Source organism: Microbacterium allomyrinae (assembly GCF_020682705.1).
Taxonomy (GTDB): Bacteria; Actinomycetota; Actinomycetes; order Actinomycetales; family Microbacteriaceae; genus Microbacterium; species Microbacterium allomyrinae.
This window is the reverse complement of sequence record NZ_JAGTTN010000004.1, coordinates 150,198-165,318: the sequence shown is the minus strand read 5'-3', so window position 1 is coordinate 165,318 and position 15,121 is coordinate 150,198. Positions and strand designations below refer to the sequence as shown.

Genomic DNA, 15,121 nt, shown 5'->3' with positions numbered 1-15,121 from the left:
CTCGCAGGAAACTGCAGCACCGGGCACCGGGCACCGGCCACCGGGCACCGGGCACGGGCACCGCGCACCGGGCACGGGCACCGGGCACCGGGCACCGGGCACCGGGCAGGGGCAGGGGCACCGCGGCAGACGAGCCATCCGGATGCCGCGGGCCGCGGCATCCGGAACCGCACAGCGGTCAGTCGGTGCCGATGATGGGGATGCGGACGTTGTCGAACTCGGCGCCGGTGAGCACGGCGAAGACGTCGGAGTCGTCATCGAGGCCATCGACCCACGCGACGGTGCCGCGTGACGCCATGTCCATCGTGCAGACCTGGTCGGCGGGCGGAGTGACGAAGGTCACGGTGACCTCGGTTCCGGCGCCGGCGACGTTCTCGACCACGGGCACACAGGACGACGAGCCCCACGTGAGGATCACGAACTGGCCGTCCTCGTCGGTCCAGCCGGCGCTCGGCAGGTAGTCGACCTCGCCGCTCGGGTCCAGACCCGCCACACCATCGAGATCGGTGTCACCGTGGTAGCCGTCGCCCGTCACCCGGATCTCGAGCTCCTGCGTGGGATCCACGCCCTCCGGCAGTCCGACGAGCGTCACGCGCGGCGCCATGTCGCGGGTGCACGCGGTGTCGGCCGCGGGCTCGACGAACTCCACGTCGAGAACCCCGTTCGCGTATGCCACATCGCCCGCGGTGGGCACGCACGTCGACGAGCCCTGGGTCACGAGGCCCACCACGCGCCCGTTGTCGAGCCACGCGGCGTCCACCTCGACCTCGGTGCTCGCGCCGCCCGACCCGTCGGTCGTCGCAGAGGGCGTCGAGCCTCCTGATCCCGCGGGCGTCGCACAGGCGGTGAGGGCTCCGGCGAGGAGCAGCGCCAGACCGAGTCCGGCGGCGAGGGAGTGGGAACGAACCGGCATGGCGGACCTCCTGGAGAATCGCGGATGCCGCACCCCGGGGCATCCGTCACCCCTATGGTGTCGCAACCCGCGCCGGAATCTCAGCACCTCGATAACGCGCCGGTCACGATCACCCGGGAGAACGCCGGACGCGAGTGCTACTGCAGAGCCGAGGTGAGGCGCGCGAGGTTGTCGAGAACGGTCGAGCGAAGGGGCTGCTGCTCCCATTCCTCGAGCGTCAGCTCGCGGCTGAGCGAGCGGTACATGTCTTCGACGGCGCGCATCTCGACGACGAACTCCTCGCCACGCACCAGCATCGAGATCTCCATGTTGAGACCGAACGAGCGCATATCCATGTTGCTCGACCCGATGATCGCGACCTCGTCGTCGATCGTCAGGCTCTTGGTGTGGAGAATGAGGGGCTTCCGGTACATCCAGATCTTCACCCCGGCGCGCAGCAGTGCCTCGTAGTAGCTGCGCTGGGCGTGGTAGACCATCGCCTGGTCGCCCTCCTCCGACACGAACAGCTCGACGTGGATGCCGCGCTGGCACGCCGTCGTGATGGCGAGCAGCAGCGCCTCGTCGGGAACGAAATAGGGGCTGACCACGATGATCTTCCGCTGAGCTGCGTACAGCAGTCCCGCGAACAGCTTGAGGTTGTTCTGGAACTCGAACCCCGGGCCCGAGGGGATGATCTGGCAGTCGAGGTCGCCGGGGCCCGACTTGACGTCGAACAGGTCGATCTCGTCGGTGAGCACCTCGTCGGTCTCGCTGTACCAGTCCGAGAGGAACACCGCATTGACGGACGCCACGACCGGGCCCTCGATGCGTGCCATGAGATCGACCCAGTGCAGGCCGCGCTTGATGTTCTTCTTCAGGTTGTAGGTCGAGGCGGTGACGTTCTGCGATCCGGTGAAGGCCACGCGGCCGTCGACGACCAGCAGCTTGCGGTGATTGCGCAGGTCGGGGCGCTGGTACTTCCCCTTGAGCGGCTGCACGGGGAGCATCAGCTGCCACTGCGCGCCCATGGTGTCGAGACGCTTGAGGGTGCGCTTGTAGAACGGCTTTCCGCGGTTCGCCCAGTGATCGAGCAGCACCCGCACCACCACGCCGCGCGCGGAGACCTCTTCGAGGGCGCGGAAGAAGTTGTCGGTCGCGGCATCCGCCTGGAGTATGTAGAACTCGACGTGCACGTAGCGCTCGGCGGCGCGGATCGCGTCGGCCATCGCGTCGAGGCTCTGCTGGTACTCCGGGATGATGTGCGCGGAGTTGTCTCCGGCGAGCGGCATCGCTCCGAGGTTGCGGTTGAGCGTCACCAGCGACGTGAACCACGGCGGTGCGTGCGGGCGCAGCGTGCCGAAGTCCAGCGCCTCGCTCGTGTCGTGGATGTAGTCGTTGATCAGCTCCTGCTTGCGGCGGCGTTTGCGCGGCAGGCGCGGATTGCCGATCAGAAGGAAGAGGAAGACGCCGATGATCGGGATGAAGTAGATCGCGAGCAGCCAGGCCATCGCCGCCGTCGGGCGCCGGTTGCGGGGAACGACGATGATCGCGGTGACGCGGATGACGAGATCCACGACGAGGATGAGCACCGCCCACCACGTTGCGTCGAACGTGATGGTGAGCACCGTGCCTCCTCTGCGCCCCGAGGACGACGTGTGCCCAGCGTACTGGGCGGCGCGGTCAGAGCTCGGCGGCGGTGGTGGAGTCGGATGCCGCAGCCCCTGCGGACGGCGCGCCTGCGGTCGTCGAGACCGGGGGCAGACCGCGCCGTGCGCGCTCCTTCGCCTCGAGGCGCGCGTACTCGCTGCGCTCGTTGCGGTCGGCGCGGATCACGCTGCGCATCACGAAGTAGAAGATCGCACTGACGACGACCGTCGGAAGCAGCGTCCAGAGCACCGCGACCCAGTAATCGTCCATGCCTCCAGGATACGCGGCGCGGCGGGAGGTTGCCTCCGAGTGAGATCCTCCCCATCCGCGGCGTCTCGCTGCTTCCTCCACAGCCCGGGGTCGACGAGGCCTGTTCCACCGGTCCCGTCGGTACGCTCCTGCGCCCACCGCGGGCCCGCCAGAGTCGGTCGACATGACCCCCACCACTGTGAAGGCCGCCGGCCCCGCGGAGTTCCTGTCGCTCATCCCTCGCATGCTCGGCTATCGGCCCGCGCAGAGCCTCGTCCTGATCCCGTTCCACGGTTCGAGCAGCCTCGGCGCGATGCGCTTCGACCTGCCCGACAGCGGCAGCGACGAGATCGACAGCGTCGCCTCGACCGTCATCGGCATGACCTGCCGACTCCCCGAGGCCGATGGCGTTGCCGTTATCGTCTACTCCGGCATCGGCTTCGCAGAGACGGGCGGGATGCCGCATCGCGCCCTGTGCGACGCACTCGAGCGCCGCGCGGACGCCTGCGGCCTGCGTCTGACCGACGCGCTGTGCGTCGCGGCGGATGGCTGGGGCTCGTACCTCGACCCGACCTGCCCCGCTGCGGGTCGGGCACTCGCAGAGCTGGGTGCGGCGGGTTCCGCACTCGCGGATCTGGCGGGTCTTCCCGAACCCGACGGCGATCAGGTGTCGGGCGCCGCGCTGCCCGACACCGACCTCGCCGCGCGTGAGCGCGTGGCGAGGTCGCTGGCCGCCATCGGCCGCGCCGTGACGGTGCTGTGCGGGGAGGACTTCGGCGGGCGAGGCTCCGGCGCAGGTGGCATCGGCGGGGCGAGTCGCGACGTCATCGGTGAGGACGGTGTCAGTGAGGACGGTGATCGTGGCGATGCGGCAGCGGCAGCCGCGAAGGAGTCTGCGCGCCGCGACCTCGCGCCTGTTCCCGGCCCGGTGACAGGCGAGGGCGAGGAGGCGGCATCCGTCCCCGAAGAGAAGGAGCGGGTCGACCCTCAGGCGCTCGCCACCGTCTGCCGGCTCGATGACCTGCCGGGACTCTTCGAGGACGCCCTCGAGTGGGATCCCGACGCGCTCGAGCCTTTCGAAGCCGCCGCGCTGGTGTGGTGCCTCTCGCGACCCTCGCTGCGCGATGTCGCGCTCGTGCAGTGGAGCGGCAATCTCTCACAGGGCGACGAGGCGCTGGACGCGCAGCTCCGCTGGGAGTCGGGCGAGGAGTATCCCGCCCATCTGGCGATGCGGATGTGGGGCGAGGGGGAGCGTCCGTCCCCCGATCGCCTCGAAGCCGCGCTGAGGCTCGCGCGCCAGGTGGCCGCCGTCGCACCGCGCGCCTCGCGGCCTGGCCCACTCGCGATGTGCGCGTGGCTGTCGTGGAGCCTCGGCCGCTCCACGCATGCCGAGGCGTACGCGTCGAAGGCGTGCGTCATCGAGCCCGAGCACGGCCTGTCGGAGATCGTGCGGTCGTTCGTGCGCGCCGGTCACCTTCCCGACTGGGCGTTTCACCGCGCCGGCGGCCGGTGACCCCGCGGCGGCATCCACGCACAGACGACAACGGCGAGGATGATGACAGACGCGAGGACGAGCACCCACGGGACCCACTCGTGCACGATGAGGACGACTCCGACCACCGCTCCGACGAACATGGAGGTGATGGAGAGGACACGAGGCCCGATGCGGCGCTCGCGCCCTTGGTCGGCCGCGAGCCCGACGACCGTGAGCGTGAGCACCGTCGTCGTGAGATCGGGCACGCGCAGAGCACGAGCCGCCGCATTCTGAATCCCCATCCCCGCACCGAGAAGGACGATGAGCACCGCCATGGCCGGCTCGTCGTACCCCGCGCGGAGATCGCCGGCGGAGACGAATGCCACGACTGCGGCCGCGACGAACAACGCCAGCTGGATCACGGAGGCGATGAGCAGGTCGCGGTGAGGCGGGCGACTCCCGCGACGGAAGACGGCTCCACCGGCGGACGCGCCCAGCATGAAGACCGCAATCGCAAGCACCGATGCCCACCAGACGAATCCGGGAGCGCCGCCGACCGCGAAGGCCAGGAAGACGATGTTTCCGGTCATATTCGCCACGAACACATGACCGAGCATCAGGTAGCTGAAGGCGTCGACGAGTCCTGTCACGACGGTGAGAAGAATCAGCATCGCGCGAAGCGAACGCTGGCCGTCGCCGCCGACTCCGGCGGTCGCGGGTGCGGTGCGCATCCCGCTCATGCGGCAGGGTTCTCAGGATTCTCGAGGGACCAGGCGCTCCATCGACGGCGGCGCTCCTCCTGGTACACGAGCCTGCCGTTCGAGATGACAGCCCTCCGGGCGGGCTGGTCGAGGATCACCTGGTCCGGGTCGTGGGCGTCGAAGACGATGAGATCTGCACGCGCGCCCGGAGTGACGCCGGCGGCGCCCCGCTCGATCACCTCTCGGGCACCGATGGTCACCATTCTCATGATCTCCTCGAAATCGGCTCGAGTCGCCGCGTACGAGACGCGAGCGGCGAGGAGCGCGATGTCCAGCGGGTCGGCACGCCCTGACGGAGTGAAGGCATTGCGGACGTTGTTGGACGACAGCGCAACGCGCACGCCGGCCCGACGCAGAGCGCCGATCGGCGCGAGACCCCGACGGATGTCGCGATCGTCGTTTCGCCCCATCAGGAAGAGGTCGGTCGCCGGAAGCACCACGACGGCGACATCGGCAGCGGCGAGCCGGTCGGCGACGAGGGCGAGCGCGGCCGGCGTGAGAGAGCCGAGCGACGTCGCGTGTCCGATGGTGACTCTCCCCTGCAGTCCTCGAGACATGACAGCAGAGGCGAGATAGCTCGCCAGCGCGAACCTCGCATCGGCCGCATCGTCGGCGAAATCGAGATGGAGATCCGCGGGCCTTCCGAACTCGACAGCCAGATCGAGGACGGTATCGATGTGCCGTCGGGCATCGTCGACATCGGCCTCGACGTACGGGCAGCCTCCGACGACCGTGCCTTCGTTGCGCAACGCGGTGCGCAGCAGGTCGAGGGTGCCGGGCCGAACGAAGATGCCCTCTTGAGGAAGGATCGCGAGCTCCACGCGCATGTAGGGAGCCACGATCTCGCTCAGCTGGAGCAGCGCCTCCACACCCACGAGTCCGACGCCGGGATCGACTTCGGTGTGTGCTCGCACGAGAGTCGTCCCTGCCGCCAGGGCCATACGCAGGACCCTTCCCGCCCGATCCATCACGTCCGCGTGCGTGAAGGTCGCCTTCCGCAGCGCGGTCTGGGCAATCGCCCCCTGAAGGCTCGACGCCGTTCCCCCCAGCAGCGCCTTGTCGAGGTGGAGGTGAGGTTCTGCGAATGCGGGGGCGAGCACACACCCTGCGGCGTCGATGACTTCGGCATCCGCGCGTCGGACCGTCCCCGCCGGACCCACGGATTCGATGAGACCGTCCCGTACGGTGACGGCCACGCGGCCCGGCACAGCGGCGACGATCGCATCGTCGATGACGAGCACCGACATCAGCGGGGAGCGGCGTCCGAGAGTCGCGCCGCGATATCGAGCAGTCGTTCATCGTCGCCCGGGCGCGCGAGGAGACAGACACCGACCGGAAGGCCGTCCACCTCGGCCAGAGGCAGTGACACCGCAGGAAGCCCACCGAGTCCCGCCAGACACGTCAGAGCCAGTGTGCCCATGCGCAGTGCGCCCTTCTGTTCGGCCGTCTGCTCGATCGGCGGCGCCACGGTGGATGCCGACGGGAGAGCCAGCACAGCGCCGACCGGAAGCACGCGGTCGAGGGCGGCCAGCACCTCGGCACGTCCGAGTTCAGCGAGCGTGCCGCGTGCACTGGCCGCTCCACGCGCGAGCCCCATCCGCTCTGCGATGCCCGGACCGAAGCTCGGCTGCTCACGGTCGACCCAGTCGCCGTGCGTCTGCCATACGTCCGCGAGCTGGCGTGCCATGAAGAAGCCCCGCCAGCTCTGCGCGCGCCCCTGGCTGACGTCCCCGTGCGACAGCGGCAGGTCGAGGCGAAGAGCCAGCTGCTCGACGGCGGAGATCACTGCGTCGCTCACGTCGGGATCAGCGAGGCGCATGAGATCGTCTGCGATGACGATGCGACCCGGTGCCTGGTCCCGGGTGACGGACAACTCGCCCGACGCGGCCTGGAGAAGCGCGATGCCCGCATCCCGCAGCACGGCACCGTCCGAGGCCAGCAGGCCGACGGTGTCGAATCGGGGTACGAGCGGAACGAGCCCGGTGACGGGGATCCGGCCGTGCGAGGGCCGGAAGCCGAAGACTCCGCAGTAGGACGCCGGGACCCGGATCGAGCCTCCGGTGTCGGTGCCCAGCGCAAGCGGAACCAGACCAGCGGAGACGGCGACCGCAGATCCACTCGAGGATCCACCCGGGATACGTCCCGGTGCGCGCGGATTCGTCGGCGTGCCGTAGTGCACGTTCGTCCCCGACAAGCTGAATGCGAGCTCGTCGGTGTGCGACTTTCCGATGATGCTCGCCCCGGCGTCGACCAGTCCCTGCACCGCCCACGCGCTCGACGCCGCGACCTCAGCCCCGGCGAGGTAGTCGGGGTTGCCGGCACCGGTGCGATGCCCGGCCACGTCGAACAGATCCTTGACCACGGCTGTCAAGCCGGTCAGCGGACCATCGTGAGACCCCTGGACGAGCAGCTCCGGCCCGACTCGGAGGGCACCGAAGTCATCGGTGGCCGACGCGACGGGAGGCAGCGCGCCGATACTCAAGATTCGACCACGTTCAGCACGAGCGGCAGGGAATTGAGCTCCTCGGCAGCGGAATCGGTCGTGATGACCGCTCCGCCGATGCTGACTCGCCGTCCACCCAGGAGCGCGTTCGGCTGCACCGCGAAGACGATGCCCTTCTCGAGTACGAAGTCCCCGTCTTGAGGAACGGTCGGCGGCATCGAGGGGAGGTCGCGCAGACGCGGGTCGACATCTGTGTTCTGGTGGGTCGCGCTGTTGTACATCACCGGTGACACCGTCTGAATCTGGGGTCCGGTGTTCCAGAACCCCGCGTCGATGATCGGTCGCTCCATCGCGGCGGCGATCTCGCCGAACATCACTCCGGGCCGGATCATCGAGACTCCGATGTCGTACGACTCGATGCATACCGCCTCGAGGTCTTTCAGCAGTGCGTTCGGGGCGCCGATGGCCACGTCGATCTGCTGCTGAGTCTGGTAGCCGGCGTAGTACGCGAAGATCTCAGCCGAGATCGTGTCACCGTGTTGCAGAACCCGCGACCCGCCTCCCATCGTGAGCCATTCCGGTGGAGCCCAGCCGAACCGGTCGGAGCCGGAGCGTTGGATGATCCCTGGCCCGAAGACCTCGCCGCCGCCGGCGACCATCGCAGCGAACGCAGCCGCCACGGCCTCCGACTCCCTTCCACCGTCGCGACTGGCGCCGATGAAGGCCGCGCAGGCTGCTTCGCCCAACGCCGCGGATGCACGCATGAGGGTCAGCTCCTCATCGCTCTTGACCAGCACGATGTGCTCCACAGCGACCGACACGTCGACGAAGGCCACCTCGGGAGCAGCCGCCTGCACGCCCGCCCACAGCGAGAAGGGTATGTAGCCGGCGCCCGCGCCGACCGATCGACTGGAGAGCCCGACGACTCCGACACGCGCCCGGTCGCCACCGATCTCTGCGAGCACATCAGCGATTCCTGCGGGGCCCGGGTTCAGCCGGATGTCGTCGATCCATCGTTCGAAGTCCGCGCCGACGACGTCATAACGAGGGAGCGGATGACGACCGATCAGGTAGATGGGGTCCGCATCCGCCGGCAGGACCACGACTCCGTTGAGCACCTCGTTGCTGACGTATCGCTCGAGTCGCTCGGGCCCGCCTGGGAAGAAGACGATCGCGCGCAGATCCGACGACTCCATCAGAGCCCTCAGCGCGGCGTAGCGGCGGTCTCGTTCGGCCGTGGTCAGGACGGGATGGTTGGTCGGAATCGAGATCAGCGACATCAGGCCACCTCCGCCGAGGTCGTCTTGGGCAGCAGATCGATCAGACCGCTGTTGAACATGTTGTCCAGGTCGTATTCACGCTTGATGGCGACCAGACGATCGAACTTGTCACCGTAGAGCCAGCGTCCGGCCTCGGGTTTGCCGGCGTCGCTCATGAAGTTCACGTACGCGCCGTCCTTGTACGGCGACATCGCATCGTCGAACCGGCGCGTCCACTCGATGATCGGCTCGCGTTCGTCGGCGAACTCCCACTCTCCGCCCAGGGTCGACACCCACTTCGACGAGTTGCGCTCGCCGACCGAGGTGGCTTCCGGGGCCACTCGACCCGTCGCGCCCCCGCGTGGGAAGAACTGGAAGGGGCACGTGAAATGCGGCGCGATCGTCGAGGATGCCTGCAGCGGCCGTCCGGGGTACTCGTCGGAGAAGGAGAGGACCGTGTCGATCGCCTCGTCGGGGAACCGCACGAGGTTGCCGGCACGCCAGTAGTGCTTGAGCCCCTGACGGAAGTCGTCGTCGCACGCATGCTGCAGTTCGAGGTGCGGCGTGCGGTAGCGGCGCTCCCAGATCGGATCCGCCTGCGCGAACATCGGCGACACCGCGGAGTCCTCGTGATCCGGTTCGCCCCAGTGGATCGTTGCGACGCTGATCACATTCGTGCCGCGGAACTCCGGGGCGAACGACGTCCAGTACGGCGGCACCTCGACGAGGCGTGCGTAGGTGGTCACGTCGTCGGGCGCCCCGTCGTAGGACCAGTCCCGGAAGAATCGGAGCACGTCGGCACGAGAATCCGCCGCATAGAAGGCGTGACGGACGTTCGCCGTGAACGTGCGCGGCAGATAGCGGAATGTGAATGAGGTGGCGACGCCGTAGTTGTGCCCCGCCCCCCGGAGAGCCCAGAACAGGTCGGGATTCTCGTCCTGCGATGCCTCGACGATCCGGCCGTCCGCGGTGACCAGCTCGATCGAGACCAGGTGGTCCACCGTCATGCCGTGAAGGCGGCTGAGGTAGCCGTTGCCACCGCCCAGCGTCAGACCGCCGACGCCGGTATGCGACACCGTGCCTGCGGGAACCGTCACGCCCTGCGCGGCGTTCGCGCGGTCGAGCTGGCCGAGCGCCGCGCCACCACCGATCGTCACGGTTCCGGCTTCGTGATCGTACGAGGCGGCGGAGAGTGCACGGAGGTCGATCATCATGGCGCCGTCGCGCACACACGAGCCGGCGAGGTTGTGCCCGCCACCGCGCACCGTCACCTCGACGCCGTTGTCCGCCGCCCACCGCACGGCGCCGGCGACCTGAGCCGCGCTGGCCGGCTGAACGATCACGAGCGGGCGGCGGTCGATGTCGACGTTCCAGATGGTGCGCGCGCGGTCGTACCCCGGCTGCCCCGATTCGATGACAGGGCAGTCCAGTGCGAGCCGGAGGGACGCTATCCGAGCCTGAATGCTCATGGGACCTCGATTCTGGTGATTTGGTATACATTCTGCCAAGATCGTCTTTTCGTTCGTGTTACGTCGAGGTAAATTCAAGAAGGACCTGCCACCACGAACGATTGTGGTATACCAGACCAGTGATCACTCTCCAGCGTCGTGCCGTGCAGGTGCGCACCTTCCCCCTTTTCCGCGCCGACGACGTGTCGGGGCTGCGCGATGCCCTCCGACGTGGAGACCTGATCGGGGCGGACATCGTCGCCGTCACCGGAAAGACCGAAGGCGAGGGTGGGCCCGATGACCGATCACGGGCCGCGATCGACAACGCCATCCGTGCTCTGGTCTCCGAACTCACCTCGCTCTCCACCCAAGCCATCGCGGAGATCCCCATGAACTTCTCCGGCGGCAGCGGCGGTGTCATCTCGCCGCACTTCACGGTGTTCACCGCGTCGGCGGTCGAGCCGACCCTGCCTTCCGGGTCCGGCGGTGTCGGGCGGCTCGTCATCGGTCGCGGCGTCAGCGCACCGATCCCCGCGGAACAGCTCGGACGGCTCGGCCTGGTCGACGCGGTCGCCGCGGCGGTCGATACCGGCCTCGGCGACGCCGGCATCACGCCTGACCGTGCGGCATACGCGATGGTCAAGAATCCCATGCTCACACCTGCCCTCATCGCGGATGCCGAACGCCGTGGAGCGAGCGTGATCGATCCTCCCCACGGGCTGTCCGCGCTGTTCCGGCAGAGCGGAGGCACCGCGCTCGGCGCCGCGCTCGCGCTCGGAGATGTACAGCGTCCTGCCGAGGAGCAGATCGGGGTCGACACGTCGCTGTACTCATCTCGAGTGAGTGCCTCCTCGGGCACGGAGAGCGACCGGGCGCAGGCGCTCGTCTTCGGCAATGCCGTGGACGCGCCCGGCTCGCTGTCGGTCGGCCATGCGGAGATGACCGACGCTCTGGATGTCGCTGCGCTGCATCGCGCGTGCCGAGCAGCGGGATTGGATGTGCCCGACTTCGCCGACCCCGCCACGTTCGCCCATCGCGTCGCGGCCATCTTCGTCAAATGCAATCCCACGGACGACGGCACGCTTCGGGGCTACCCGCAGTCCCAGGAGGGGGGAGCGTGGGACCGCAAGTACACGACGCAGCTGAAAGCATCCGTCGGCGGGATGTTCGCGGCAGCCCTCGGGAACCCGGCGTTCTACATCTCGGGAGCCGGGATCCACCAGGGCCCTCCCGGCGGCGGCTCCGTGGTGGTGATCGCGGACCATTCCGCCTGAGGTCCGGCTCAGCCGCGCCACGGCGCGGCTGGATCCGGGATCGGGCTCGCATCGATGAGGGCGCGCGTGTAGTCGGCGCGTGGTGCATCGAACACGTCGCGGGTCCGACCCTGTTCGACCATCTTTCCGTGCTCGAGAACGCTGACCGTCTCACAGAGATGACGGACCACAGCCAGGTCGTGAGCGACGAAGAGCATCGTCAGCTCGAGTGTGTCGCGCATGCTCTGGAGCAGGTTGATGACCTGAGCCTGCACGGAGACGTCCAGCGCCGAGACCGGCTCGTCGCAGATCAGCAGGTCGGGCTTCATCACGATCGCACGGGCGATCGCGATCCGCTGGCGCTGCCCTCCCGAGAACGACGAGGGGTAGCGAAGCATGTCTGCGGCCGCCAGCCCCACGCGCTCCAGCGCTTCTGCGACCAGGGTCCGCCGATGCATGCGCCGGGGCGCCTTGCTGTGGATGACAAGCCCCTCGCCGACGATCCTCTCCACGGTCATCCGCGGGTCGAGACTCGAGTACGGGTCCTGGAACACGGTCTGCACGCTCTGGCGGAATTCGCGCCAGGTACCGCGATCAGCGGTCGTCATGTCGACCCCACGGAACCGGACTGCGCCGTGATCCGGCCTCTCCAAGCCGATGATCGTTCGGATGAGGGTCGATTTGCCGGAGCCGGATTCGCCGACGAGACCTGCGATCTCCCCCTGCTCGACCGAGAGACTCACGTCGTCCAGTGCGACGACGGGTGCGCGCCCGCTCTTCACGAAGGTCTTGGTGATGCCGGTGAGTTCGAGCAACGCGGTCATGAGGCCATCTCCAGTGTGACGACGTCGCACGCGACCGTGTGGCCGGGCGTGAGGTGGGGCCGCGATGCGGGGCGCACCTCGGCGCAGCGCTCCGTTGCCAGCGGGCAGCGCGCTCGGAAGGCGCAGCCCTCGGGACGCGCCCCGGGGCGCACCGGCGCACCGGGCATCGCGCGGAGCTCGATGACATCACGATCGATCCTCGGCACTGCCGCGAGCAGACCCTGGGAGTACGGATGCCCCGGGTTCTCGTAGAACTCCCGGACCGGCGCCTCCTCGACGTTTCGCCCGGAGTACATCACGGACACCCGGTCCGCGAAGCTCGCGACGACGCCGAGATCGTGCGTGATCAGCAGAACCGCGAGCCCCCTGTCCTTGGCGATGTCGTCGAGCAGAGTGAGTACGCGCTTCTGGACGAGGGTGTCGAGGGCTGTCGTCGGCTCGTCGGCGATGAGCAGATCGGGCTCGGCGACCAGAGCGATCGCCAGCGCGACACGCTGCCGCATCCCGCCCGAGAACTCGAACGGGTACGCCCGCATCCGTTCGGCGGCGTTGACCACCCCGAGGCTGTCGAGCGTCTCGCGTGCGCGCGCCCACGCCTCCGACTGCGACACTCCGCGCAGGCGCAGCGGTTCGGAGACCTGCGCACCGATGGTCTTGAGCGGGTTCAGGCTGCGCAGCGGGTCCTGGAAGACGAGTCCGATCTGGCTGCCTCGTACGCCGCGCATCTGCTTGTCGGTCAATGACATGAGATCGCGCCCTCGGAAGGCGACGGTGCCTCCGAGCGTCATGTCCGGGTCCAGCCGCATGATGGCGCGGGCAGTGACGCTCTTGCCGGAGCCGGACTCGCCCACGAGCGCGACGCGCTCGCCACGATGGATGGTGAGGTCGAAGCCGTCCACCAGGCGAACCGGCCGAGCTTCGACGCGGACATCGACGGTGAGCCCGCTGACCTGGAGCAGCGCTTCTGAATCGACGGTCATTTCACTTCCTTCGCAGCAGGGGGTTCAGACGGGCCTGCAGGATCTCGCCCATCAGACCGAAGGTCACGACGGCGAACGTGATCGCGAGCCCGGGCCAGAGGGCGACCCACCAGGACGTGAGCGCGTAGGCGCCGCCGGCGGAGGCCATGGCACCCCACTCCGCGCTGGGGGGCTGTGCGCCGACGCCGATGTACGACAGGCCCGCGAGCAGGAGCGTGAGCCCGCCGATGTCGAAAGCTGTCTGCACGATGACCACGTCGAGAGAGTTCGGAATGACGTGCTGGAGCATGACCCGTGTCTTGGATGCGCCCATCGCTCGCGCGGACTCGACATAGCTCTGACTCATCGTGGTACGGAAGACCCCGCGCACGACGCGGGTCGTCCCGGGCCAGGAGGCGATGATCATCGCGATCGCCGCCGACTCCAGGCTCGGTCCCAGTGCGATCGCGATCCCGAGCGCGAGCACCAGGGAAGGAACGGCGAGGAGGATGTCGCACAGCCGCATGATCGACTCATCCACCCAGCGGCCCAGCGACGCGGCGAGCGCGGCTGCGGCGACACCGATGAACGCCGCCACGACCGCGATCAGGAATGCCGACCACAACGTGCCGGCGGCGCCGGTGAGGATCCGGCTCCAGATATCGCGACCGTTCTCGTCGGTGCCCATGAGGTGTTCCGGGCTGGGAGGCAGCAATGCGCTCGGGAGGTCGACTTGATAGGGGTCGTACGGGGCGAGGACTCCCCCGAAGGCGACAGCAACCACCAGCGCGAGGAGCATGAGGTAGACGATGCCGTCGAACCAGTGCGGCAGTCTCGCCCAGCGAAGCGGAGCGACGATGCCGCGACCCAGCACCGCCGTCGCCGTCATCGCTCGGCTCCGATCGTGGAGGCGCGGACGCGCGGATCGATCGCCAGCTGAGCGCAGTCGACGAGGAAGCTCATGATGATCACGACCGTTCCGATGAAGATGACGGATCCGAGCACGGCGAAGGTGTCCTTCTGAGTCACGGCCGAGGCGAGGTAGGAGCCGATGCCGGGCCGCGCGAAGACGGACTCGACGATCACCGACCCCGCGAGGAGGTAGCCGACCTGGAGCCCCAGCGTCGAGATCGTCGCCACTGAGGAATTGCGCAGGGCATGCCTGACCAGGATGTACGACGGGCTGGCACCCTTGGCTCGCGCGAGCGCCACGTAGTCCTCGTGCAACTCGCCCAGCAGGGATGCCCGAAGGGTGCGGATGATGACGGCCGTGCCGGTCACCGCCAGCACGATGGCCGGGAGGACCAGGTGGGCGAGCGCATCGCCGAACGCGGCCGTGTCCCCCGCCAGGAGCGAGTCGATGAGGATGAAGCCGGTCTGGCGAGGAACCGTGTACTGAATGGAGATGACTCCTGAGATCGGCAGGACGCGGCTCTGGGCGACGAGGTACTGCACGACGAAGCCGACCCAGAAGATGGGCATCCCCGCGACGATGACCGTTGCCACTCTGCCGATCATGTCGGCCGACTTCCCGTGGTTCGCGGCCATCACCAGGGCTGCGGGAACGGCGACGACGACGGTGAAGAGGATGGCCGCGCCCACGAGCTCCAGCGTGTAGGGCAGCACCTTCTCGAGGCTCTCCGCGACCGGCTGGTGCGAGGTGATCGAGGTACCCAGGTCACCCCGCACCAGCCGCGAGAGGAATGCGACGTACTGCACGGCCAGCGGCTGATCGAGACCGAGCCGGACTCGTGTGGCTTCGACCATCTCGGCCGTCGCGCTCTCACCGGCAGCGACGGCGGCTTCGTCACCGGGGATGACCTTGATCATGAGGAACACCGCGGTGGCGAGGCCCCACACGCTCACGATCATGAAGAGAACACGACGACCGAGAAATCTCCACATGGTGCGG

Annotated in this window: 14 protein-coding genes; 2 read left to right on the top strand and 12 right to left on the bottom strand. The window is 68.4% G+C overall.

The features are described from left to right. Window positions 1-178: 178 nt before the first annotated feature. The 3 genes from KEC57_RS13235 to KEC57_RS13225 form a co-directional block, all read right to left on the bottom strand. Window positions 179-913 carry a hypothetical protein gene (locus KEC57_RS13235; protein ID WP_229385108.1) on the bottom strand — a complete coding sequence of 245 codons (735 nt, stop codon included), beginning with the start codon at window positions 911-913 and terminating at the stop codon, window positions 179-181. 137 nt (window positions 914-1,050) lie between these two features. Then, window positions 1,051-2,517, bottom strand: coding sequence for a cardiolipin synthase (gene cls, locus KEC57_RS13230; protein WP_229385107.1), 1,467 nt, complete (start codon window positions 2,515-2,517; stop codon window positions 1,051-1,053). Between the two features lie 55 nt (window positions 2,518-2,572). Next, the gene (locus KEC57_RS13225; protein WP_229385106.1) at window positions 2,573-2,809 is read right to left on the bottom strand and encodes a hypothetical protein; all 237 of its coding nucleotides are present in this window, start codon (window positions 2,807-2,809) and stop codon (window positions 2,573-2,575) included. Window positions 2,810-2,972: 163 nt separating this feature from the next. On the opposite strand from KEC57_RS13225, the gene KEC57_RS13220 reads away from it, so the two are divergent. Continuing rightward, complete coding sequence (locus KEC57_RS13220) at window positions 2,973-4,301, top strand: DUF4192 family protein (protein ID WP_229385105.1); 1,329 nt, start codon at window positions 2,973-2,975, stop codon at window positions 4,299-4,301. Here the strand turns inward: KEC57_RS13220 and KEC57_RS13215 are convergent. From KEC57_RS13215 to KEC57_RS13195, 5 genes are read right to left on the bottom strand one after another with little or no spacing between them, the layout of a single operon-like run. Next, complete coding sequence (locus tag KEC57_RS13215; RefSeq protein ID WP_229385104.1) at window positions 4,280-4,993, bottom strand: YoaK family protein; 714 nt, start codon at window positions 4,991-4,993, stop codon at window positions 4,280-4,282. The genes KEC57_RS13220 and KEC57_RS13215 overlap by 22 nt on opposite strands. A 5-nt stretch (window positions 4,994-4,998) precedes the next feature. After that, entirely contained in the window at window positions 4,999-6,270 is a 1,272-nt protein-coding gene (locus KEC57_RS13210; protein ID WP_229385103.1) for an amidohydrolase family protein, read from the bottom strand. Further along, window positions 6,270-7,505: an amidase gene (locus tag KEC57_RS13205; protein WP_229385102.1), complete on the bottom strand. Its 1,236-nt coding sequence runs from the start codon at window positions 7,503-7,505 to the stop codon at window positions 6,270-6,272. The genes KEC57_RS13210 and KEC57_RS13205 overlap by 1 nt, the downstream gene beginning before the upstream one ends. After that, window positions 7,502-8,746, bottom strand: coding sequence for a M24 family metallopeptidase (locus tag KEC57_RS13200; protein WP_229385101.1), 1,245 nt, complete (start codon window positions 8,744-8,746; stop codon window positions 7,502-7,504). The genes KEC57_RS13205 and KEC57_RS13200 overlap by 4 nt, the downstream gene beginning before the upstream one ends. Then, a complete protein-coding gene (locus KEC57_RS13195) occupies window positions 8,746-10,194 on the bottom strand; it encodes an FAD-binding oxidoreductase (RefSeq protein WP_229385100.1) in 1,449 nt (482 codons plus the stop codon). The genes KEC57_RS13200 and KEC57_RS13195 overlap by 1 nt, the downstream gene beginning before the upstream one ends. A gap of 119 nt (window positions 10,195-10,313) precedes the next feature. Between KEC57_RS13195 and KEC57_RS13190 the strand changes: the two genes are divergently transcribed. Next, window positions 10,314-11,447 carry a ring-opening amidohydrolase gene (locus KEC57_RS13190; protein WP_229385099.1) on the top strand — a complete coding sequence of 378 codons (1,134 nt, stop codon included), beginning with the start codon at window positions 10,314-10,316 and terminating at the stop codon, window positions 11,445-11,447. A gap of 8 nt (window positions 11,448-11,455) precedes the next feature. Here the strand turns inward: KEC57_RS13190 and KEC57_RS13185 are convergent, their stop codons facing one another. From KEC57_RS13185 to KEC57_RS13170, 4 genes are read right to left on the bottom strand one after another with little or no spacing between them, the layout of a single operon-like run. Then, window positions 11,456-12,250 (bottom strand): ATP-binding cassette domain-containing protein, encoded by a 795-nt coding sequence (locus KEC57_RS13185; RefSeq protein ID WP_229385098.1) that lies wholly within the window; start codon window positions 12,248-12,250, stop codon window positions 11,456-11,458. Then, a complete protein-coding gene (locus tag KEC57_RS13180) occupies window positions 12,247-13,230 on the bottom strand; it encodes an ABC transporter ATP-binding protein (protein WP_229385097.1) in 984 nt (327 codons plus the stop codon). The genes KEC57_RS13185 and KEC57_RS13180 overlap by 4 nt, the downstream gene beginning before the upstream one ends. 1 nt (window position 13,231) lies before the next feature. Continuing rightward, window positions 13,232-14,098 carry an ABC transporter permease gene (locus tag KEC57_RS13175; RefSeq protein WP_229385096.1) on the bottom strand — a complete coding sequence of 289 codons (867 nt, stop codon included), beginning with the start codon at window positions 14,096-14,098 and terminating at the stop codon, window positions 13,232-13,234. Continuing rightward, window positions 14,095-15,114 (bottom strand): ABC transporter permease, encoded by a 1,020-nt coding sequence (locus KEC57_RS13170; protein ID WP_229385095.1) that lies wholly within the window; start codon window positions 15,112-15,114, stop codon window positions 14,095-14,097. Before KEC57_RS13170 ends, KEC57_RS13175 begins: the two co-directional genes overlap by 4 nt. Between the last annotated feature and the right edge of the window lie 7 nt (window positions 15,115-15,121).